A 19525-nucleotide genomic window follows, 5' to 3' on the forward strand; every position below is an offset into this window, starting at 1 on the left:
CCTCACGCCGGATACGCGTGAGTCTGGGTCGCCTTGAGGGTGGCCCACACGGTGCTGCCCGGGTGGAGTCCGAGGTCGGCCACGGCAAGGGTGGTGAGGTCCGCGAGGAGCGGGAGGTCGCCGGTGAGGGCCACGCGGATCTGGTCGCCGTGCGATTCGAGGCCGGTGACCTCGGCGCGCCACAGGTTGCGGGCGCTGGAGTCGGGGCGGTCGCGGTGGAGGGTGACCGCCGTGGGCGGGAAGGCGACGAAGACCGGGCCGGTGAGGTGCTCGGTGGTGGTGATGGTGGCGCCGCCGTCCAGCCGTACGGTGTGGCCATCGGCGCGGCCCTGGTAGAGGTTGAGACCGACGAGGCTGGCGATGTAGTCGGTGCGGGGGCGGCGGGAGATGTCCGCCGGGGTGCCCTCCTGGACGATACGGCCCTCCTCGACCACGACGAGCCGGTCCGCGAGCACCATCGCGTCCAGCGGGTCATGGGTGACCAGCACGGCCACCGCCGCGAAGTCGGCGAGATGACGGCGGAGCGAGGCGCGGACGTCGAGGCGGGTACGGGCGTCCAGCGCGGCCAGCGGCTCATCCAGCAACAGCAGTCGGGGGCGGGTCGCCAGGGCACGGGCGAGGGCGACGCGCTGGGCCTGGCCGCCGGACAGCCGGCGGGGCTTGGCGCCCGAGTGCTCGGCCAGGCCCATCCGGGCCAGCCAGTCGGCCGCCCGGGCACGGGCCTCCGCCTTGGGTACGCCCTGACAGCGGAGGCCGAAGGCCACGTTGTCGAGGGCGGTGAGGTGAGGGAAGAGCAGATAGTCCTGGAAGACGACGCCGACCGGGCGATCCTCGGGCGGAGTCCTCAACCGCCGCCGTGGATCCTCCAGGGCCTGGCCGTCGAGCGTGAGCGCCCCGGCGGTGAGCGGGGTGAGCCCGGCGAGGGCGCGCAGCGCGGTCGTCTTGCCCGCGCCGTTGGGTCCGAGCAGGGCGAGGACCTCACCGGGCGCGGCGGTGAGGTGCAGATCCAGCCGGAAGCGGTCGCGGTGGACGACGAGTCGGGCGTCGAGGCCGGTGTGGGGACCGGCCTCGGACCCGGCCGTCAAGGCCGTTGTCCCGGCGGCCGGGGGGTTGTGCGGCGGGCGGGTGGTCATGAGGTGGCCAGCCAGCGCTCGCGCAGTCCGGCCAGGACCGCGATGGACACGGCGAGCAGCACCAGGCTCAGGGCGATGGCGGCGGCCGGGTCGCTCTGCAGCGCCAGATAGACCGACAGCGGCATCGTCTGCGTACGGCCCGGGAAGTTGCCCGCGAAGGTGATCGTCGCCCCGAACTCGCCCAGCGCCCGGGCCCAGGCCAGCACCGCGCCCGCCGCCACGCCCGGGGCGATCATGGGGAGGGTGACGCGCCGGAAGGCGGTGAAGCGTGAGGCCCCGAGGGTCGTGGCGGCCTCCTCGTAGCGCGGATCGGCGGCCCGCAGCGTCCCCTCGACACTGATCACCAGAAACGGCATCGCCACGAACGCCTCCGCCACCACCACTCCCGCCGTCGTGAACGGCAGCGTGACGCCGAAGGCGGAGTCCAGCCAGCGGCCGACGATCCCGTTACGGCCCAGCGCGAGCAGCAGCGCCACCCCGCCCACCACGGGCGGCAGCACCAGCGGCAGGGTCACCAGGGCGCGCAGCAGCCCGCGGCCGGGGAAGCGGGCGCGGGCCAGCAGCCAGGCCAGCGGCACGCCCAGCACCAGGGCCACGGCGGTGGCGGCGGTCGCGCTGATGAGCGAGAGCCGTAGCGCCTGCCACACGGCGACGCCGGTCAGCTGGTCCGGCAGGCTTCGCCACGGCGCCCGGACCAGCAGCGCCACCAGCGGCAGCACCAGGAAGACGATCCCGCCGAGGGCGGGCACCAGCAGCGGCAGCGGGACCCCGGCGCGGGTCCGGCGGGCGGCACGCCGGGGGCGCGGCCCGTCCTCCGGGGCCGTCGTGCTCCCCAGGGCCGCCCCGTCGTCCTGGTCCGCCCCGTCGTCCGGGGCCGCCCTGCCCTCCTGGGCCACCCCGTCCTCCTGGGCTACCCCGTCGTCCAGGGCCGCCCTGCCCTCCTGGGCCACCCCGTCGTCCGGGGCCGCCCCGTCGTGCGGGGCCGTCGGTGCGTCGGTCACGGCTTTAGGAAGCCCGCCTCGCCGAGCGCCTTCTGGCCCCGCGCGGACTTCACCAGGTCGATGAAGGCCGTGGCCGCCTTGGCCTTCGGCGCGTGCTTCAGCAGGGCGATCGGGTAGTCGTTGATGGCCTTCTTCGACTCGGGGAACTCCACACCGGCCACCTTGCCACCCGCGGCCTTCACATCGGTCTTGTAGACCACGGAGGCGTCGACCTCCTTCATCTGCACCTTCATCAGCGCGGCTTTGACGTCCTGTTCGTAGCTGACCGGGGTGAGTTTCAGATGCTCCGCGTCCAGCGCCTTCCGTGCGGCGGCCCCGCACGGCACCTCCTTGGCGCACAGCGCGACCTTCAGCCCGGACCTGGTGAGGTCCTCAAGCGTCGCGATCTTCTTCGGGTTGCCGGGGAGGGTCGCGATCTCCAGCTGGTTGCGGACGAAGGTGGCCGGGGTGCCCTGGGCGTCCTTGTGGTCGGTGACCGTCTTCATCGTCTTCGGGCTCGCGGCGGCGAAGACATCGGCGGGCGCGCCCGAGGTGATGCCGGCCGCGAGGGCGTCGCTGCCGCCGAAGTTGAACGCCACCTTGGTGCCGGGGTGCTCCTTCTCAAAGGTCTTGCCCAGCGCGGTGAAGCTCTCCTTCAGCGAGGCGGCGGCGAAGACCGTCACCGTGCCGGAGAGCTTCTCCGAGGAGGATCCGGAATCCGAGTCCGCGTCCGTGTTCGGGTCGGAGCCGTTGGAGGAGCAGGCGGTGAGCGCCAGCGCCGCCACGGCGAGAGCGCCCACCGCACGCGGGGTCCGGCGGGATCGGGATTCGGAACGGATGGTCACAGGGCCTCTCCTGTTCACGGCTTTTCCACGACCACGTTGGTCGACTTGATCACGGCAACCGCGGGGACGCCCGGCTCCAGCTTCAGCTCCTCCGCCGACTCCCGGCTGATCATGGACACCACCCGGAACGGCCCCGCCTGGATCTCCACCTGCGCGGACACATCGCCCAGGATCACCTCGGTGACGATGCCCTTGAAGCGGTTACGGGCCGAGGAGCCCGGGCTCTCCCGCTCCGCGCTCCGGCCGACCTCACGGGCGAACGCGGCGAGCGCCGCGCCCGGGATGATCCGGCGCCCCTGGTCGTCGCGGTCCGCGGTCAGCCGCCCGCTGTCCACCCAGCGCCGCAAGGTGTCGGCGCTGACCCCCAGCAGGGCCGCGGCCTCACCGATCCGGTAGGTGTGCATCCGCCCATGATAGGCGTGCGCCTGCGAGGCGAGGAGACCCGTTTGGATTGCATAACGTCAACGATCAGGGGTCGAGGGCTGGCGTCTGCGGCGCTCAGTACACATCGCGCGCGTACCGCTTCTCGGCCGCCAGCCGCTTCACGTACGCGTCGGCCGCGTCCGCGCCCAGTCCGCCGTGGGCGATCGCGATCTCGCGCAGCTCCCGATCGACGTCCTTGGCCATACGGCCCGCGTCGCCGCAGACATAGAAGTGGGCGCCGTCCTCGAGCCAGGACCACAGCCGGGCACCGTGCTCCGCCATCCGGTCCTGGACATAGATCTTGGCACGCTGGTCACGCGAGAAGGCGGTGTCCAGGCGCGTCAGGGTGCCGTCCCGACGCATGGCATCCAGTTCGTCCCGGTAGTAGAAGTCGGTGGCGCTGCGCTGCTCGCCGAAGAAGAGCCAGTTCGGCCCGGTCGCGCCGCGCGCCCGGCGCTCCTCCAGGAAGCCCAGGAAGGGGGCGATGCCCGTGCCGGGACCGACCATCACCATCGGCGCCGCCGGGTCGGCGGGCGGACGGAAATGCGGGGAGCGCTGGACGAAGACGGGGACGGAGTGGTCCGGCGCGGCGTCGGCGAGATGGGCGGAGGCCACGCCCTTGCGCGCGGCCCCGCGCCGGCTCTCGAACCGCACCACGGAGACCGTGAGCCGGACTTCGCCGGGGTGGGCGAGGGGGCTGGACGATATGGAGTACAGGCGGGGCTGGAGCCGTTTGAGGACACCGGCCCACTCCTGCGCGGAGGCGCGGACGGGGTATTCGGCGATGACGTCCACCGCCTGACGGCCCCAGGCCCACTGCGCCAGACCGTCCTTGTTGTCGGGGCGCAGCAGCCGTTTGAGGTCACGGTCATGGGTGCGGTCCGCCACGAAGCGCAGCAGGTCCGGGGTGACCCTCGCGATCTCCAGACGGCGGTGGAGGGCCTCGGCGAGCGGCAGGGGGTCGTCCGAGCCCGGTATCTCCACCTCCTGCGCCGGGTCGAGTCCGGTGACGGCCAGCCATTCGGCGACCAGCTCGGGGCAGTTCTCGGGCCAGACGCCGAGGGCGTCCCCGGCCTCGTACGCCAGGGCGCCGTCCGCCGTGCCGAAGGCGAACTGCCGCACCTCCTTCGTGGCCCCGGCCCTGCTCAGCAGCCGGTTTCCGGTCAGCCGGGTGGTCAAGGGCGTGGCCTTGGTGGGCCGGGCGGGGCCGGGCGCGGCGTGGACCGACGGCTCGGCGGCGGGAGTTCCGGGGGCGACGGGGTCGGCCCCGGCGACGGGGTCGGCCCCGGCGACGGGGTCGGCAGGCTCCGGCTGTGCCGTCCCCCCCAACACGGCGAGGACCCCGTCGAGCCACTGCCGGGCGGGCTCGTCGTAGTCCGGTTCGCAGTCCGTACGGGGCGCCAGCCGCACCGCGCCCAGCTCGCCGAGGCGTTCGTCCAGCCGTCGGCCGTGGCCGCAGAAGTCGTCGTACGCGGAGTCGCCGAGGGCCAGGACGGCATAGCGGGTGCCGTCCAGCCGCGGCGCGCCGGGGGCGGCCAGGGACTCCCAGAAGCCCGAGCCGTTGTCGGGGGCGTCGCCGTCCCCGAAGGTGCTGGTGATGACGAGCAGATCGGCGGGGCGGGGGAGGGCGGCGAGGGCGGCCGGGGTGCAGTCGCTCATGTCCAGCAGCCGGGCGCTGCGGCCGGTCTCGGTCAGCCGCCGGGCGGCGGCACCGGCGAGGTCCTCGGCGTTGCCGGTCTGCGAGGCCCACAGCACGACCACCTCGCGGCCATGGTCCCCCGCCTCGGGAGAGGCCACCTCCAGGGCGGTTTGGGGGGCGGTGGCGCGCGAGTACGTACCCGCCAGCACGCCGTTGATCCACAGCACGTGTTCCGGGGTGAAGGGCGCGTGCCGGGGCAGCACCGGTACGGCCGTGGCCGCGTCGGTGCCCGGCGCCGCGCCCGAACCGTCGAGTCCGGCCAGAAAGCCCCGCAGATACCGGCGTTCGTGCTCGGCGAGCACGGGCGGCCTGATGTCGGCCACCCCGAACACCTCCGCGAGCGCCGCCGGGCCGGCCGAAGCCGGGTGCTCGCCGGCGGACGGGTGCTCGCCGGCGGACGGATGCTCCCCCGCGGGCGGATGCTCCCCCGCGGGCGGATGCTCCCCCACGGGCGGATGCTCCCCCACGGGCGGATGCTCCCCCACGGGCGGATGCTCCCCCGCGGGCGGGTGGGCCGCCGCGGGCGGGTGGGCCGCCGCCGCGACCCTGGCCAGCGACACCGCGCACACCTTGAACTCCGGCTGGAAGGACACCGGGTCGACCGCGTCGTTCGTGACCGCGTTGACGCTGAGGTACTCCCCGAACAGATCGTTCCAGTGGAACGGGGCGAAGCAGTTCCCCGGCCGCACCCGGTCCGTCACCACCGCCGGAAGCACCGCCCGGCCGCGCCTCGAGGCCACCTCCACCGCGTCGCCCTCGCCGATCCCCAGCGCCTCCGCGTCCTGGGGATGAAGCTCCACGAACGGACCCGGGTTGAGCTTGTTGAGCCCGGCGACCTTGCCGGTCTTGGTGAGGGTGTGCCACTGGTGCTGCAGCCGACCGGTGTTCAGGACGTACGGGAAGTCGTCGTCCGGCAGCTCGGCCGGCGGCAGATGCGGGCGTGCGTGGAACACCGCCCGGCCGCTGGCCGTGGGGAACGCCAGCCGGGGCCGGGTGCCGTCCGGTCCGGCCAACGCCGCCTGGCTCACACCGTCGTTGAGATAGCGGACCGGATTGCGGCTCGGGCCGTCGGCCGACGCGGCGGGCCACTGCACGGGCGTCGAACGGAGCCGCTCGTAGGTCACGCCCCGCAGGTCGTATCCGGTCCTCGGGTTCCAGGCGCGCTTGATCTCCTCGAAGATCTCCTCCGCGCTCTCATAGCCGAACGCGTCCTCGAACCCCATCTCGCAGGCGATCCGCGCGATGATCCGCCAGTCCGGCAGCGCCTCCCCGGGCGGGTCCACCACCTGCGGGGAGAGGGTGAGATTCCGCTCGGAGTTGATCATCACGCCGTCCGCCTCGGCCCACATCGCGGCGGGCAGCACCACATCCGCGTAGGCGTTGGTCTCGGTCTCGGCGAAGGCGTCCTGGGCGACGACGAACTCGGCCGCCTCCAGCCCCTCGATCACCGTCCGGCGGCCCGCGACCGAGGCGACGGGGTTGGTGCAGACGATCCAGCACGCCTTGATGTCGCCGTCCGCCATCCGCCGGAACATCTCGACCGTGCCCGCCCCGCCCCCGTCGGGGCGCAGCGACCCGGGCTTCACACCCCACAGCTCCTCGGTGAACGCGCGGTCCTCCGCGTCCAGCGCCGACCGCTGCCCGGGCAGCCCCGGCCCCATGTAGCCCATCTCCCGCCCGCCCATCGCGTTGGGCTGGCCGGTCAGCGAGAAGGGGCCGCTGCCGGGGCGGCAGATCGCGCCGGTCGCCAGATGCAGATTGATCAGGGCGTTGGTGTTCCAGGTGCCGTGCGTGGACTGGTTGAGCCCCATCGTCCAGCAGCTCATCCACTCCCCGGCCGCCCCGATCCACCGCGCCGCCTCCCGGATGTCCGCCTCCGGAATGCCGGTGATCTCCGCGACCCGCGCGGGCGGATACCCGGCGAGGAAGCCGGGCATGTCCGCCCAGCCCTCGGTGTGCTCGTCGATGAACTCCCGGTCGATATGGCCGCCCTCGACCAGCAGATACAGCAGCCCGTTGAGCAGCGCCAGATCCGTCCCCGGCCGGATCTGCAGAAACAGCCCGGCCTTGTCGGCGGTCGCGGTACGCCGCGGATCGACCACGATCAGCTTCGCGCCCGCCTTCACCCGGTCCATCATCCGCAGAAACAGGATCGGATGGCAGTCGGCCATATTGGAGCCGATGACGAGGAAAAGATCGGCGCGGTCGAAGTCGTCGTACGAACCGGGCGGACCGTCCGCGCCCAGCGACAGCTTGTAGCCGCTGCCCGCGCTCGCCATGCACAGCCGTGAGTTGGACTCGATCCACGGGGTGCCGATGAACCCCTTGGCCAGCTTGTTCGCCAGATACTGCGCCTCCAGCGTCATCTGCCCCGACACATAGAAGGCCAGCGCGCCCGGCCCGTGCTCGTCCAGGATCGCCCGCAGCCGCCGCGCGGTCGCCGTGATCGCCGCGTCCACCCCGGCACCCTCGGGCTCGGCCCCCCGATCCGTCCGCACCAGCGCCCCGCCCAGCCGCCCGGGCGCCGCAAGCATCTCGGCGCTGGTCGCCCCCTTGGTACACAGCCGCCCCGCGTTGGCCGGATGCGCCTTGTCCCCGGACGCCTTGATCACCGTGCGGCGCCCGGTCGCGCCTTCCTGCCCGATATCGAGCACGATCCCGCACCCGACCCCGCAGTACGAGCACACCGTACGTATCGACCGTGCCGCCCGTGCCGATGCCGTCACCAACGTTCCTTTCGCGATCACAGTGGGCGCATCCCACCCCGGCACCCTAGAAAGCGCCGGTTGCGAGCACGTCACAGCCGCGGATCACGAGGGGTTACGTCCGCCACACAGCCGCCCCACGGTCCGTGTGAGGACCAAAAGCCCGGTCAGCGGCGCCGCCGAACGACGCCGCGTCCCGGGTCGGCCGCACTCCGCGGACTAGGCCCGACGGGCCGGGCGGCGCTCCAGGTGGGCGACGACACCGGCGTGGAAGCGGTCCACCGCGTCATCGACACTGCGGATGAAACCGGACTCGGCATTGCCGCGGGTGCTGCCCATGCCCTTGAACAAGGACAGCCGGAAGCCGGTGACTTGCGCGCCGTCCTTGGGGAGGAGGTCGCCCGGCTCGGGACGCAGCCGCTCCAGCGTGCCGCGCGGTCCGCCGCTCTCCCCCTCGACAAGGGTTTCGACATGGAGGTCGGCCGGGGCCTCGGCGAGCTGCCGGACCAGGCGCTTGGCCCAGGTGAGGGGGTAGCCCTGATCGGGGGCGGGAATCTCGACGGAGGTGCGCAGCTTGCCGGTGCGCAGGTCGGCGACGATCGCGAGGATCCCGGTGCTGCCTTCGACGCGCAGCTCGGCGTAGAGGCGTCCATCCTGGCAGAGCCGGTCGGCGAGGGCCGCATGGCGGGAGCTCTGGTCGATGCCGCGCCGGGCGCGCTGGACGGGCAGGACCTTCTGCCCGAGTTCGCCGCCCAGCCGCAGACAGACCTGTCGGATGAGCCGCTCCCAGCTCTCGACCACCTCGATGGCGCGCTGGTCGCCCTTGCACAGGGTCTCGTCGTCGATGCCGTTGCGCACCGGAACCCAGGCCGGGCCCATGTTCTGGAAGCCATGGCAGCCGGAGTTCTCGTGCTGGAGATACTGCAGCAGCTCCTGGAGGAGCCAGGCGTGGGCGGTGTTGCCGACGCCTTCGTGGCGGATCAGCATCTGGGCGTGGTGGGTCACCTCGGCCCACGACAGATGCCACAGCGCGACCTTGTGCTTGCGCCGTCCGTCGATCTTGACGTCGACCAGCGGGCTGCCCTCCAGCGCCACATCGTTGGAGAGCGTGATCACGGCCTCGTAGCCGCGCCGGGCGGCGATGTCCATGTAGTCCTGGACCTGCTCGGCCTTGAGCGGATTGCCGTTGGTCTTCGTCTCCACGAGGGCGGTCCACAGCTTTCCGGCCCGCTCCACCCGGATGACGCCGTCGGGACGCTTGGGTGCGTTTCCTCCGTGCGGCAGCGAGACCTCGGTGAAGGTCTCCATGCGGCCGGCGGGTGCGCCGAAGGCGGCGGTGAGCCGGCGCCCGAACTCCGGCACCTGGGCGATCACCGACAGCAGTACGGAGGTGGCCCGCATCTCGCGTTCCCGGTCGCTCTTGAGCGAGGAGACGGGGAAGAGCCGGGCCAACCGCCAGGAGTCGTTCTCGGCCAGCGACTTCCTGGCGACCTTGGGCAGCGTGACCTTCTTCTTCGCCGTCCGGGGACGCCTGGACGGGGCCGGTGCCGCCTCCGCGTCCGGTGCCGACCGCGCTTCCGGTGCCGACCGCGCTTCCGGCACGGGCGCCTTGAGCACCGTCCGCGCGGGGACGCCGGCCGGCTCCTCGGGCGCCGGCGCCTGTTCCACCGCCGTCTCGGCCTCCGGTGCCGGCTCCTCCTCGGACGCGTCGTCCGCGTCATCATCGATGTCGATGCCGAAGTCCGTGGCCAGACCGGCCAGTCCAGACTCGTACCCCTGGCCGACGGCCCGGAATTTCCACTCCTCGCCGCGCCGGTAGAGCTCGCCGAAGACGAACGCGCGCTCCACGCTCGCGTCGTCGACGGAGAAGCCCAGCAGCACCTCTCCGGCCCGGTCGGCAAGCGTCATCCGCAGATCGCTGAGGTCGCCGAAGCGGGCGCCGCCGTACCGGCTGGCCGCCACGACGACGCGCTCCACCTCCCGCGGGGTCGCGGTCAGATCGAGGCTGATGCGGTCCTCGTCCCCGTCGGCGGCCGGAGTCTTGCCCAGCAGTTGCACGCTTCCGTCGGCGGCGGCCGGGTTGTTGTAGAAGTAGAAGTCGGCGTCGCTGCACACCTTGCCGTCGGCGTTCAGCAGCAGCACGGAGACGTCCGCGTCCCCGTCTCCGGTCGCGGTACTCCAGCTCAGGCTGAGGATCACGGACCCGGCGTCCTCGCTCAGGGCCGCCAGGCCGACGTTGCCGCCCTTGACCATCTCCCGCATATTGGTCCCCCCAATACCGGCCGCCCCGAGCCCCGCCCGGACAGCCGTCCGCATGGTGATACTTGATGGATACACATTTCAAGTGTGAAGTGAACCTTAGCGCCCGAACCTGGCGCTTCGCGGCGCGATGCGGCGATTGACACCCAGCGACCCGCCACCCGGGACATCCGCCCCCGAAAGAGCCACCCCACGCCCCGGCGCGCACCAATCCCCCGGCGCCCGGAAAATGATCATTGCCTAAGGCTACTGGTGGCTTATGCAACCGCCTGGGCCGACCGTTGGGAACCGAGGCATTGCGCCGTGGGACGACGGCGGAAGTGCACCCGCGATGGGCCATACACGAAGGCCCGGCGCGCCGGGGCCAGCCGACCGGAGGAGCCGGATCGCCTATGTACGGCATCACCGGATGGATCTCTTACGACCAGGACCTGACCGCCGAGCGCGAGGTGCTCGACGCGATGAACCGGACCATGAGCTGTCCTGGGCCGGACGCGGAGGGGCTGTGGCTGGACACGCACGCCGTGCTGGGACACCGGCGGATCCTGCTGGACCGCAAGGACCGCAAGGACCGCAAGGACCGCAAGGACCGCACGAGCATGTGCTGGAGACGGGGTGGCCGAGCGGGCGGCGCGGGGCGAGGGCCAGGGAATCCCGGCAGAGCGTGGAGATGGCGCTGGGAATCGACGCATGGTTGCGGCAGTACGGCACCGAGCTCGAGATGTGAGGTGAAAAGTAAATCTCCAGGAACTCATGGGAGTTCCCACCGTCCGACGGCGAGGCCCCCGGGCCTTTGCGGCCCGAGCCTTCGTATCGCCGAGTTACCGGGTTACCGGGTTACCGCGAGTCCAACGTTTGTTCACTCGAATTCACGCGCCCGAATAGTCCGCGAGATGGGTCGGAATTCCGTCCGGTCTCCTCTATCGTCTCTTGTCAGCCTGGTCACCGGCGTGAAAGGCTCGCCGCGTCCCGAAAGGGCAATCCCCAACTCCGAGGCGTGGCTGTGCTTTTGGCTGCCCATCCGGCGGCCCATGTGAGAGAGTTGCCCCCCGGCGGGGGCGCCGCTGTTCGTGAGTGAGGAATTGCCTCCATGCCCGACCACTCATCCCCCCGCGACGGCTCCCACGTGTCATCTGGTCACGCCGACGCGTCCGATGCGGGAGCCGACGCCACCGTCTCCGCGACGGCCCTGCTGAATGCCTACTGGGACGCGGTCGCCGACTACGCGGAGCTGTGCACCGCCACCCCCGAGGACGGAATGCGGCTCGCCACCGAGGCGTTCCGCCGGAGCATCCGGGAGACCCGCAACCGACGGACGCGGGGCTGGGGCCAGCGCCTGCCGTGGCTTCCCCTGTTCCTGACCTCCGTACGGACGACCGCGGCCGACTGGCAGGCCCACCGCCACGGCGACCGGCTCGACCCGGAGTTCCGCGTCTGGCTGTCCTCGGACCGCCCCGCCCGCTACGCCGCCCCGCCCCGTGAGCAGCCGCTCGCCCTGCGCGGGCTGCGGGATCTGCCGGAGGCGGACGGGGAACTGCTGTGGTCCGTCGAGGTGGAGTCGCGGTCCGCGGAGGCGGTGGCCCGGCAACTCGGGTGCGACACCGCGTACGCCACCGAGGAGATCGCCCGGGTCCGGGCGGCCTTCCGGCAGCGCTGCCAGCGCAACCATGTCGACACCCTCACCGACGAGGAGTGCCGCAGCTACGCCAAGCTGCTGGACGCCGCGACCCGCACCCCGGACGCCCCCTCACCCGCCGACCTGTGGCAGCACCTGGCCCGCTGCACGAACTGCCGGGAGGCCGCCGCCTGTCTCTATCTGCACGGCGGGGGACTGCCCGGCGCGCTCGCGGGCGGCGTCCTCGGCTGGGGCGGACATCTGTATCTGGAGCGGCGCCGCCAGGCCGCCACCCGGTCCCCCGGCGCCGGCAGCCGCGCCGCCGCGCCCGTGCGGGCCGTCCGCGCCCCGTTATGGGAACGGCTGCGTGACCGGGTCCTGGACCGCGCCGGGGCGCCCTGGCTCAGCCGCGCCGCCCGCGCGACCAGAGCCGCCGACAGTACGAGAGGTACGGCGCGGGGCACCCGTGGCGCCGGTGGGCCGGGCGCCCCGGGGCGGGCCACCGGCCACGGCCGGGGCGGCCGCCGCAGGTCACACAGGGCCCGGACGACCGTGATCCTGGCGGTCATAGCCGTCGTGGCGCTGGCCGCTCTGGTCGCCCTGACCAGGACCGCCGCGGTCTCCGACAACAGAAGCGACGATTCCGCCGGGCACCCGGGCACGGCCACCACGCCGGGAAGCGCGGCCCCCGCCACGCCGTCGCCGGACAGCCCGGCACCGTCCCGGAGCACAGGCGGCGCGGACCACAAAAAGCCCGGCCCCTCCCGCTCCGGCTCGCCCTCCGCCTCGAAGGGCTCGAAGGGCTCACCGGGCTCGAAGGGCGGCTCCGACACCGGGTCCACCTCCGGCCACGGCTCCAAGGAGCCCGGGCCGCCCTCCGCCTCCGCCTCCGCCTCCGCCTCCGCCGACTGCACGGTCCGCTTCACGCTGGTCGACGAGTGGTCCGACGGCTTCCAGGCCGAGGTGCACCTCACCTCGCGCACGGCGCTGGACGACTGGCGGGTCACCTGGACCTTCCCGGACTCCCAGCGGGTGACGCAGATGTGGGACGGCGACGTCAGCCAGAGCGGTTCGCGGGTGACGGCCACGGCGCGCGACTACAACAAGAAGGTCGAGGCGGGCGCCACCTTCGCCATGGGCTTCGTCGGCTCCTGGCACGACCGCAACTCCGCGCCCCGCGACTTCGCCCTGAACGGCCGCTCCTGCTCCACCTGACCACCCGGATGGCGGTATCAGACCTCCGGCCCGGGGGGAACCTGTGGCGGAATGCGGAATAAGGCCTCTCCTGGCCTCGAGGTGAGGTGAGTGATGAGGGACGGCCCGGCATGAGCACCGTTCTGAGCGGCATCGTGTCCCTGCCCCCCAACGCGCCCACGAAGCAGGCGGCGCGGGTGGTGGTGGAGGTGCGCAATGTGTCCCGCCCGGATACGCCTTCGTCGGTGGTGGGGGCGCAGGTGCTCACCGATGTGCCGCTGAGCCCGGGGGGCCATGTCCCGTTCAGCGTGACGGTCCCCGGTGAGCTCGTCCCCACCGACGCTTACGGGCTGCGGGTCCATGTGGATGTGAGCGGGTCCGGCTTCCTGGAGAGCGGCGATCTGGTCAGCGCCCACACCGACCCCGTACCGACCGGATCCACCGCCGGGCTGATCGCCCCGGTCAACACCGTGTGAGACGGCGGTACGACCGGGGCGAGTCCCTCCCTTCCCCCTGTCCCCCCTGTCCCCCCTGTCCCGCCTGTCCCGCCTGTCCCGCCTGTCCCGCCTGTCCCGCTACCTGTCGCTCGCGGCGTCCGACTCCGCCGCCCTTGCCGCCGACTCGGCGTCGTCCACCACCTTGCCCACCTTGCTGAGCTCGGAGGACGACGGTGCCGAGGGCTTGCCGGAGCCGCCCGCGGTGCCCGCGTCGTCCGTGCCGCCCTTGCCGCCGCAGCCGGTGGCCAGGGCGGCGCAGAGCACGGCCGCGGCGGCGAGCGCGATACGGCGCCTCATGCGTCGGATCCCTCACCGCGCGCGGCGCACCACTTCTGGACCTTCCCCAGATCCTTCTGCCGCTTCTCCAGTGTGGGGATGAGGGACTTACGGAAGGTCAGCTTGTCGTTGAGGAAGGTGGCGACCTCGGTGTGGCCCGCCTTCTTCGCCCTCTCGACCCGCTTGGTGAGCCGCGCGACGGACCCCCGGGCGCCCGCCCGGCCCTTGAGTCGCTTCAGCGCCCGGTCGATCCGCTTGTCGATCTTGTGGGCCCGCTTGCACAGCCCCTTGGCGCCGTCCCCCGCCCCCTTGCCGGTTCCCTTGCCGACGCTGGGGGCGGCGGCCGGTGTGGAGGCCGGAGCGCTGCCGTCCGCCGCGGCGACGCCCACCGGTCCGAGCAGGGCAGTGGTGGCCGCGAGCGCCACGACGACGGTCTTTCCACGGTGCATGGTGAGTCTTCCTTCCGTCAGGGCCGGGCGGACCCGGAGGGCCGGGCCGTGCCTGTCGGGAAGGACGCTAGGAGCGCTCTTTGTGGAAATCCTGTGGGACGGGCGGGACGGGATCCGAAGGGGCCCCGGCCCCAGTCCCGGCCCCGGCCCCGGCCCCGGCCCCGGACAGCCAGCCCCGCCGCAGCAGCGGCAGCGTGGCCTCCCCGCCGTCGCCGACCGGCCCGTCCATGGTCGGCAGGCGGATCTCGATCCGCGCGCCCTGCAGCCCGTCCGGCCGGTCCAGCACCGTGACGGTCCCGCGGTGCAGCGCGATCTGCTGTGCGATCAGCGTCAGCCCGAGGCCCGACCCTGGGCTGTCCGGCCGCCGCCGGAACCGCTGGAAGACTTCCCCACGCAACTCGGGCGCGATGCCGGGGCCCCTGTCGGCCACGGTGAGCACCGCCCCCGGGCCCCCGTCGGGCGACCGCCCCGGGCTCAGGGTCACCTCGATACGGACCGGTGCGCCCGCCCGCGTGCCGTGCACCCGGGCGTTGGTCAGCAAGTTGTCCACCACCGAGCGCAGCCCCTGCTCCCAGCCGTGCGTCCGCAGCCCCGGGACGCCGCTCACCCGCACCTCCGCGTCCGGATGGCGCCGTCGCAGAGCGGCCGCCGCCGCGTCCACCACCTCCGCGAGGTCGACCGGCCCGAAGGCGTCCGCCTCCACCAGGTCGCCGCGCGCCAGCGCCCGGAGCATCTCCAGCAGCCTCAGCAGCCGCTCGTGCTCATGGCCGAGGTCCGCGAGCACCTCCGTGCGGTCGGCGGGGTCCAGATCGGGATGGCCGGCGAGGATGTCCAGGTTCGTCCGCATGCTCATGAGCGGGGTGCGCAGCTCGTGGGAGGCCGCCGCCGCGAAGGAGCGGGCGGTCTCCAGAGCCTCCGCGGTGCGTGCCGCCTGCTGGTCGTAGCGGTCCAGGACGGTCCGCAGGGTGCCCGCCAGATCGTCGACCTCGGCGATGCCGGTCGGGGTGTGGTCCAGGCGCACCGCGCTCGTGCGGGGGTCGAGCCCGCTCGTACGGCGCTGGAGGCGGCGCAGCGGCCGTGCCGTACCCGACGCCGCGGCCCAGGCCACGGCCCCGCCGAGCGGGGCGGCGAGCAGCGCGACGGTCACCACCCGGCGGCGGACGAGCGTGAGCTGGTCCTGGCTGGTGGTGTCCGGCGAGAACAGCCAGAGCCTGCCGCCGGCCGCGGGATGCCGTTGAGTCGCCGGGATCGACACCCGCACCGACAGCGCACGGTAGCTCGTGCCGTCCGCGTGCACGGTGACCGGCCGCCCGGTGGCGCCCCTGGGCAGCGGCACGGACGCGTCCGGCTGGGGCCCGGCGGAGACGGCGCCCCGGGGACCGGTCAGCCGGATGCCCACGTCCAGCGCCGCGCTGAACAGCCGCCGCTCGCGGGCCTGTTGCTGGGCCGGACGGTCCGCCGAGGTGGCCCTCAGCAGCGCCCGCGCGTCCGGGGCCACGGCCGTCAGGCTGCGGCGCAGCCGCGCGTCCTGCTCCTGCTGCAGATCGGCCGAGACCAGCCGCAGCAGCACCCAGCCCGAGGCGAGAACCAGGACGGGGACGGCGGCGCCGACGGCCAGCGCGATCCGGGTGGCCAGCCTCATCGCGCACCACCGCCCGGCCCTGCCGGGGCTGCCTGCGCGGACTGCGCGGACTGCTCCTCAGGAGCCCGCAGCACGAAACCCACCCCGCGCACGGTGTGCAGCATCCGCGGCCGTCCGCCCGCCTCCATCTTGCGCCGCAGATAGCTGACGAAGGTGTCGACGGCGTCCGTCCGTACGTCGAAGTCATATCCCCAGACGCGGTCCAGCAGCTGGTCCCGGGTGAGCACGATCCCGGCGTTGCGGGCCAGCACCTCCAGCAGCTCGAACTCGCGCCGGGTGAGCCGCAGCGGCGTGCCGTCCAGCCGCGCCTCACGGGCCTGCGGGGCGATCTCCAGCCCGCCGACCCGCACCCGGTCGCCGGCCTCGGGCGGGCGGCGGCGCAACAGGGCGTGCAGCCGCAGCACCAGTTCCTGCAGGGCGAAGGGTTTGACGAGGTAGTCGTCGCCCCCGGCCTGCAGCCCGGCGACCCGGTCGGACACCTCGTCGAGGGCGGAAAGCATCAGCACGGGCACGTCGTTGCCGTCCGCGCGCAGTGCGCGGCACACCTCGATCCCGCTCAGGTCGGGCATGGAGATGTCCAGGACCAACACATCGGGCGTGTGCTCGCGCACCGCGGCGAGGGCGGCGCGGCCGCCGTCCGCGAGGGTCACGGCGAAGCCGCTCAGCCGCAGCCCGCGCTCCAGCGAGCGGCGGATGGCCGCGTCGTCGTCGGTCACCAGCACCCGCCCGCCGCCTGTGCTCTCCACGCCGGCACCACCTCCGGCCGGGCATGGTACGGGTCGTGGGCGGAGGCGGTGCCCTTCGGCCCATTCAGTCGCGACCGGCGCACTGGTTACGATCTGGCGCGATGGGACGTCGGCGGGACGGGGACAGCCACATACGGAGGGCCACGGTGCGCGGCACCGCACACTCCGGCCTGTGGCGTGCCGTGCTCCTGCTGGTGGCGGCTCTGTGGATGGCGCCCTTGTGCGTCCATGCAGTCGCGGACCATGCGTCCGCCGCCTCGATGCGGTGTCCGCAACGCCTGGCCGGGACCGAGCCGGACGCGGTGCCCGGCGCGCATCCGCCCTACGCCTCCCCGCCCTACGCCTCTCCGGCCTACGCCTCCCCGCCCTACGCCTCTCCGGCCTACGCCTCCCCGCCCTACGCCTCTCCGGCCTACGCCTCCCCGCCCTACGGCTCTCCGGCCTACGCCTCTCCGGCCCGGACGGACGAGCACGACTCGGACGGCACGGGGGGCACCGGCGGCGGTGACTGCGCCACGGGCCCCGGTGGCGGGGACCAGGCCCTGGTGCCCACCCCCGTACCCCCTCCCGCCCTCGCCGACGTGGCGCCGCCGGACGGCACGCGCGCCCCGGACTCCGTCCGGGCGCCGCCCGTTCCTGCTGTCCGCGCTCTCGGCCTCCATGAGCTCCAAGTACTTCGCACCTAAGCGGTTACGGCGAAGTCAAGTGCTGATCCTTCTCGGCGTCCAAGCCCTCCCCCAGGCCGAACGGCGAGGGATCAGCGGCGAACTTCACCGCATCCGCTTAGGCCGGCCGCCGGCAACCGGGATCAGCCCTTCCGTCACATCAGTGCGCGGACCGCGAAGTCGAGGACAAGGACAGCCATGGGCTCCAAGGGATCGAATACGAAGGGCGCGGCGGCCGACCGCCGCGCGAAGATGGAGGAGTTGCGCCGCGCGGAGAAGGCGCGCGAGCGCCGGTACCGCGTCATCACCATCACCTCCTGCACGGTGATCGTCGCCGGTCTGGCCGTCGGCGGCTACTTCCTGATGGACTCGGGCAACAAGGACCAGAAGAAGAAGACGGAGGTCAAGGAGCGGACCGTCACCACCGGTCCGTTCAAGGGCATGAAGACCTGGACCGGTCTGAGCCGGACCCATGTCAAGGGCACGGTGAAGTACAAGATGTCCCCGCCGGTGGGCGGGGACCACGACCAGGTCTGGCAGAACTGCAACGGCGACGTCTCCACCAAGCCGCTGAAGAACGAGAACGCGGTGCACTCGCTGGAGCACGGCGCCGTGTGGGTGACGTACTCGGACAAGGCGTCGAAGCAGGACATCGCGACGCTCAAGGCCCGGGTCGAGAAGACCCCGTACTCGCTGATGAGCCCCTACCCGGACCAGAGTTCGCCGATCGTTCTCAACGCATGGAGCAACCAGCTGGCGATCGAGAAGGCGTCGGACCCACGGGTGGCCGCGTTCTTCAGGGAGTTCGTCCAGGGCAAACAGACCCCCGAGCGGAACGCCTACTGCACCGGCGGTAAGTCTTCATGACCGACGGGACCGCCGTCGGGCGCGCCTCACGTCAGCCGCTGGTGGCGGGCATCGCCGCCGCCCTCGCGGTGGTGACGCTGGTGGCGGTGGGGGTGCTGTGGCTGATGACCGACCGGCCGGAGGGGTCCACCCATATGGGCACGCCGGGAGACACCTCCGCCGAGGCCGGTTTCGCCCGCGACATGTCCGTCCACCATCAGCAGGCCGTCGAGATGTCCTTCATCGTGCGCGACCGCACGGACGACAAGGAGGTGCGGCTGCTCGCCTACGACATCCTCACCACGCAGGCCACCGAGCGCGGGGTGATGCAGGGCTGGCTGGATGTATGGGGCCTGGACAGGACGTCCGGGGATCCGCCGATGGCATGGATGAAGAACGCGTCGGCGGACGGCATGGGCCACGGCTCGATGAAGGGCATGGGCGGCGGCTCCGCCCACCAGCCGCACGACGGTTCGCTCATGCCGGGGATGGCCACCAACCGCGAGCTGGACAGCTTGCGCAAGGCCAAGGGCAAGGCGGCCGAGGTGCTCTATCTGAAGCTGATGACCGCTCATCACAAGGGCGGCATCGCGATGGCCCGGGGCGCGGTCGAGCTGGCCGAGGACCCGACGGTCACGCGCCTGGCGCGGACCATGGTCCAGGGTCAGCAGGCGGACATCACGCTGATGGCCGACATGCTGAAGGAGCGCGGGGCGAGCGCCTGACGTCTCCCGGTGGCGCCCCTGGGCGGCGGGGCGCCACCCCCACCCGCCACCGATCACCCGTCGTCGGAACCGGTGCGGAACACCCCCGCCCTGGCGGCGTGATACACCGCTTCCGCGCTGAGGTGCGCCAGGTGCGCGTCAACGGGGGCACGCAGGATGAGCAGCCGGTAGTAGAACGGGGCGCCCAGCGCGGCGATGACCTCTCTGCCGTCGGTGTCCGGGGGGAGTTCGCCCCGGACGATCGCGTTCCGGACGATCACGGTCACCTGCTCGGTCCGGGCGACGAAGGCGGCACGCACGATCTCCTCGACCCGGGGGTCTTGGGCGGCCGCCGCTAAGAGCCCCTGGATGACATTGCGGTTGCGCAGCGCTCCGCTGAAGTCGGCTATGGCACGGGCGAGTTCATGCAGATCCCGCCGGAAGTCGCCCGAGTCGGGGGTGGGGAGCGTCTCGCTGTGCTGGGCCAGCAGATCGACGACGACCCCTTCGACCGTGCGCCAGCGCCGCCGGATGGTCGACACATGCACACCGGACCGCTGGGCGAGCCTGTCCAGGGTGAGGGCGCTGAACGCCTCGGCGCCCAGCTCCTCGAACGCGGCGGCCAGCACGGCCGCCCGCGTACGGGCCGTACGTCCGCCGGGGCGGGCCGAGCCGTGAGGTGGTCGCTGGGTCATATCCGCCTGTGCCACGCGATGGGTTGATGACGGGCCGACTTTACGGCCCGTCACATCCCGTGCGCACGAGATCTTCACTTTCCCCGGTGGTGTAACGCCCGGTTACACATTGCAGCGAGTGCTCACGTATCGCTAACGTTACGCCCCGTACT

The 19525-nt window shown here is 72.6% G+C and carries 17 protein-coding genes; 6 read left to right on the plus strand and 11 right to left on the minus strand.

Features of this window, described 5'->3' with window-relative positions; genetic code table 11:
• Positions 1 to 2 precede the first annotated feature (2 nt).
• From ABZU99_RS23390 to ABZU99_RS23415, 6 genes are all read right to left on the minus strand, one after another.
• Entirely contained in the window at positions 3 to 1085 is a 1083-nt protein-coding gene (locus ABZU99_RS23390; RefSeq protein ID WP_355942498.1) for an ABC transporter ATP-binding protein, read from the minus strand.
• Positions 1086 to 1129: 44 nt separating this feature from the next.
• Entirely contained in the window at positions 1130 to 1969 is an 840-nt protein-coding gene (gene modB / locus ABZU99_RS23395) for a molybdate ABC transporter permease subunit (protein ID WP_355943161.1), read from the minus strand.
• A gap of 161 nt (positions 1970 to 2130) precedes the next feature.
• On the minus strand, positions 2131 to 2958 hold the full coding sequence (modA, locus tag ABZU99_RS23400; protein ID WP_356045940.1) for a molybdate ABC transporter substrate-binding protein: 828 nt from the start codon (positions 2956 to 2958) through the stop codon (positions 2131 to 2133).
• Between the two features lie 14 nt (positions 2959 to 2972).
• A complete protein-coding gene (locus ABZU99_RS23405; protein WP_355942503.1) occupies positions 2973 to 3362 on the minus strand; it encodes a helix-turn-helix transcriptional regulator in 390 nt (129 codons plus the stop codon).
• A 94-nt stretch (positions 3363 to 3456) separates the two neighbouring features.
• Positions 3457 to 7806, minus strand: a complete 4350-nt coding sequence (locus ABZU99_RS23410) for a bifunctional nitrate reductase/sulfite reductase flavoprotein subunit alpha (RefSeq protein ID WP_356045942.1) — start codon at positions 7804 to 7806, stop codon at positions 3457 to 3459.
• A gap of 198 nt (positions 7807 to 8004) precedes the next feature.
• Entirely contained in the window at positions 8005 to 10038 is a 2034-nt protein-coding gene (locus ABZU99_RS23415; protein ID WP_356046035.1) for a TerD family protein, read from the minus strand.
• A gap of 607 nt (positions 10039 to 10645) precedes the next feature.
• Between ABZU99_RS23415 and ABZU99_RS23420 the strand changes: the two genes are divergently transcribed.
• From ABZU99_RS23420 to ABZU99_RS23430, 3 genes are all read left to right on the plus strand, one after another.
• Complete coding sequence (locus tag ABZU99_RS23420; protein ID WP_356045944.1) at positions 10646 to 10771, plus strand: hypothetical protein; 126 nt, start codon at positions 10646 to 10648, stop codon at positions 10769 to 10771.
• A 399-nt stretch (positions 10772 to 11170) separates the two neighbouring features.
• Positions 11171 to 12874 (plus strand): cellulose-binding domain-containing protein, encoded by a 1704-nt coding sequence (locus ABZU99_RS23425; protein WP_356045946.1) that lies wholly within the window; start codon positions 11171 to 11173, stop codon positions 12872 to 12874.
• A gap of 110 nt (positions 12875 to 12984) precedes the next feature.
• Complete coding sequence (locus ABZU99_RS23430; protein WP_355942514.1) at positions 12985 to 13329, plus strand: hypothetical protein; 345 nt, start codon at positions 12985 to 12987, stop codon at positions 13327 to 13329.
• A 99-nt stretch (positions 13330 to 13428) separates the two neighbouring features.
• Here the strand turns inward: ABZU99_RS23430 and ABZU99_RS23435 are convergent, their stop codons facing one another.
• The 4 genes from ABZU99_RS23435 to ABZU99_RS23450 all read right to left on the minus strand — a co-directional run bounded on the left by ABZU99_RS23435 (position 13429) and on the right by ABZU99_RS23450 (position 16463).
• A complete protein-coding gene (locus ABZU99_RS23435; RefSeq protein WP_356045948.1) occupies positions 13429 to 13647 on the minus strand; it encodes a hypothetical protein in 219 nt (72 codons plus the stop codon).
• Complete coding sequence (locus ABZU99_RS23440) at positions 13644 to 14075, minus strand: hypothetical protein (RefSeq protein WP_355942520.1); 432 nt, start codon at positions 14073 to 14075, stop codon at positions 13644 to 13646. Before ABZU99_RS23440 ends, ABZU99_RS23435 begins: the two co-directional genes overlap by 4 nt.
• A 67-nt stretch (positions 14076 to 14142) precedes the next feature.
• The gene (locus ABZU99_RS23445) at positions 14143 to 15717 is read right to left on the minus strand and encodes a HAMP domain-containing sensor histidine kinase (RefSeq protein ID WP_356045951.1); all 1575 of its coding nucleotides are present in this window, start codon (positions 15715 to 15717) and stop codon (positions 14143 to 14145) included.
• Entirely contained in the window at positions 15714 to 16463 is a 750-nt protein-coding gene (locus ABZU99_RS23450; RefSeq protein WP_355942526.1) for a response regulator transcription factor, read from the minus strand. The genes ABZU99_RS23445 and ABZU99_RS23450 overlap by 4 nt, the downstream gene beginning before the upstream one ends.
• A 146-nt stretch (positions 16464 to 16609) precedes the next feature.
• Between ABZU99_RS23450 and ABZU99_RS23455 the strand changes: the two genes are divergently transcribed.
• The 3 genes from ABZU99_RS23455 to ABZU99_RS23465 all read left to right on the plus strand — a co-directional run bounded on the left by ABZU99_RS23455 (position 16610) and on the right by ABZU99_RS23465 (position 18699).
• Positions 16610 to 17149 carry a hypothetical protein gene (locus ABZU99_RS23455; RefSeq protein ID WP_356227970.1) on the plus strand — a complete coding sequence of 180 codons (540 nt, stop codon included), beginning with the start codon at positions 16610 to 16612 and terminating at the stop codon, positions 17147 to 17149.
• Positions 17150 to 17326: 177 nt separating this feature from the next.
• Positions 17327 to 17995, plus strand: a complete 669-nt coding sequence (locus ABZU99_RS23460) for a DUF3105 domain-containing protein (protein WP_356045955.1) — start codon at positions 17327 to 17329, stop codon at positions 17993 to 17995.
• A complete protein-coding gene (locus ABZU99_RS23465) occupies positions 17992 to 18699 on the plus strand; it encodes a DUF305 domain-containing protein (protein ID WP_355942534.1) in 708 nt (235 codons plus the stop codon). The genes ABZU99_RS23460 and ABZU99_RS23465 overlap by 4 nt, the downstream gene beginning before the upstream one ends.
• Before the next feature lie 53 nt (positions 18700 to 18752).
• Here ABZU99_RS23465 and ABZU99_RS23470 read toward each other — a convergent pair whose 3' ends face one another.
• The gene (locus ABZU99_RS23470; RefSeq protein WP_355942537.1) at positions 18753 to 19388 is read right to left on the minus strand and encodes a TetR-like C-terminal domain-containing protein; all 636 of its coding nucleotides are present in this window, start codon (positions 19386 to 19388) and stop codon (positions 18753 to 18755) included.
• Between the last annotated feature and the right edge of the window lie 137 nt (positions 19389 to 19525).

The organism is Streptomyces sp. NPDC005266 (assembly GCF_040607655.1).
Lineage (GTDB): Bacteria > Actinomycetota > Actinomycetes > Streptomycetales > Streptomycetaceae > Streptomyces.

Coding starts and splice junctions, on each gene's coding strand:
- ABZU99_RS23465 (WP_355942534.1), top strand. CDS start 17,992: ATGACCGACGGGACCGCCGTCGGGCGCGCCTCACGTCAGCCGCTGGTG.
- ABZU99_RS23430 (WP_355942514.1), top strand. CDS start 12,985: ATGAGCACCGTTCTGAGCGGCATCGTGTCCCTGCCCCCCAACGCGCCC.
- ABZU99_RS23440 (WP_355942520.1), bottom strand. CDS start 14,075: ATGCACCGTGGAAAGACCGTCGTCGTGGCGCTCGCGGCCACCACTGCC.
- ABZU99_RS23415 (WP_356046035.1), bottom strand. CDS start 10,038: ATGGTCAAGGGCGGCAACGTCGGCCTGGCGGCCCTGAGCGAGGACGCC.
- ABZU99_RS23405 (WP_355942503.1), bottom strand. CDS start 3,362: ATGCACACCTACCGGATCGGTGAGGCCGCGGCCCTGCTGGGGGTCAGC.
- ABZU99_RS23460 (WP_356045955.1), top strand. CDS start 17,327: ATGGGCTCCAAGGGATCGAATACGAAGGGCGCGGCGGCCGACCGCCGC.
- ABZU99_RS23435 (WP_356045948.1), bottom strand. CDS start 13,647: ATGAGGCGCCGTATCGCGCTCGCCGCCGCGGCCGTGCTCTGCGCCGCC.
- ABZU99_RS23445 (WP_356045951.1), bottom strand. CDS start 15,717: ATGAGGCTGGCCACCCGGATCGCGCTGGCCGTCGGCGCCGCCGTCCCC.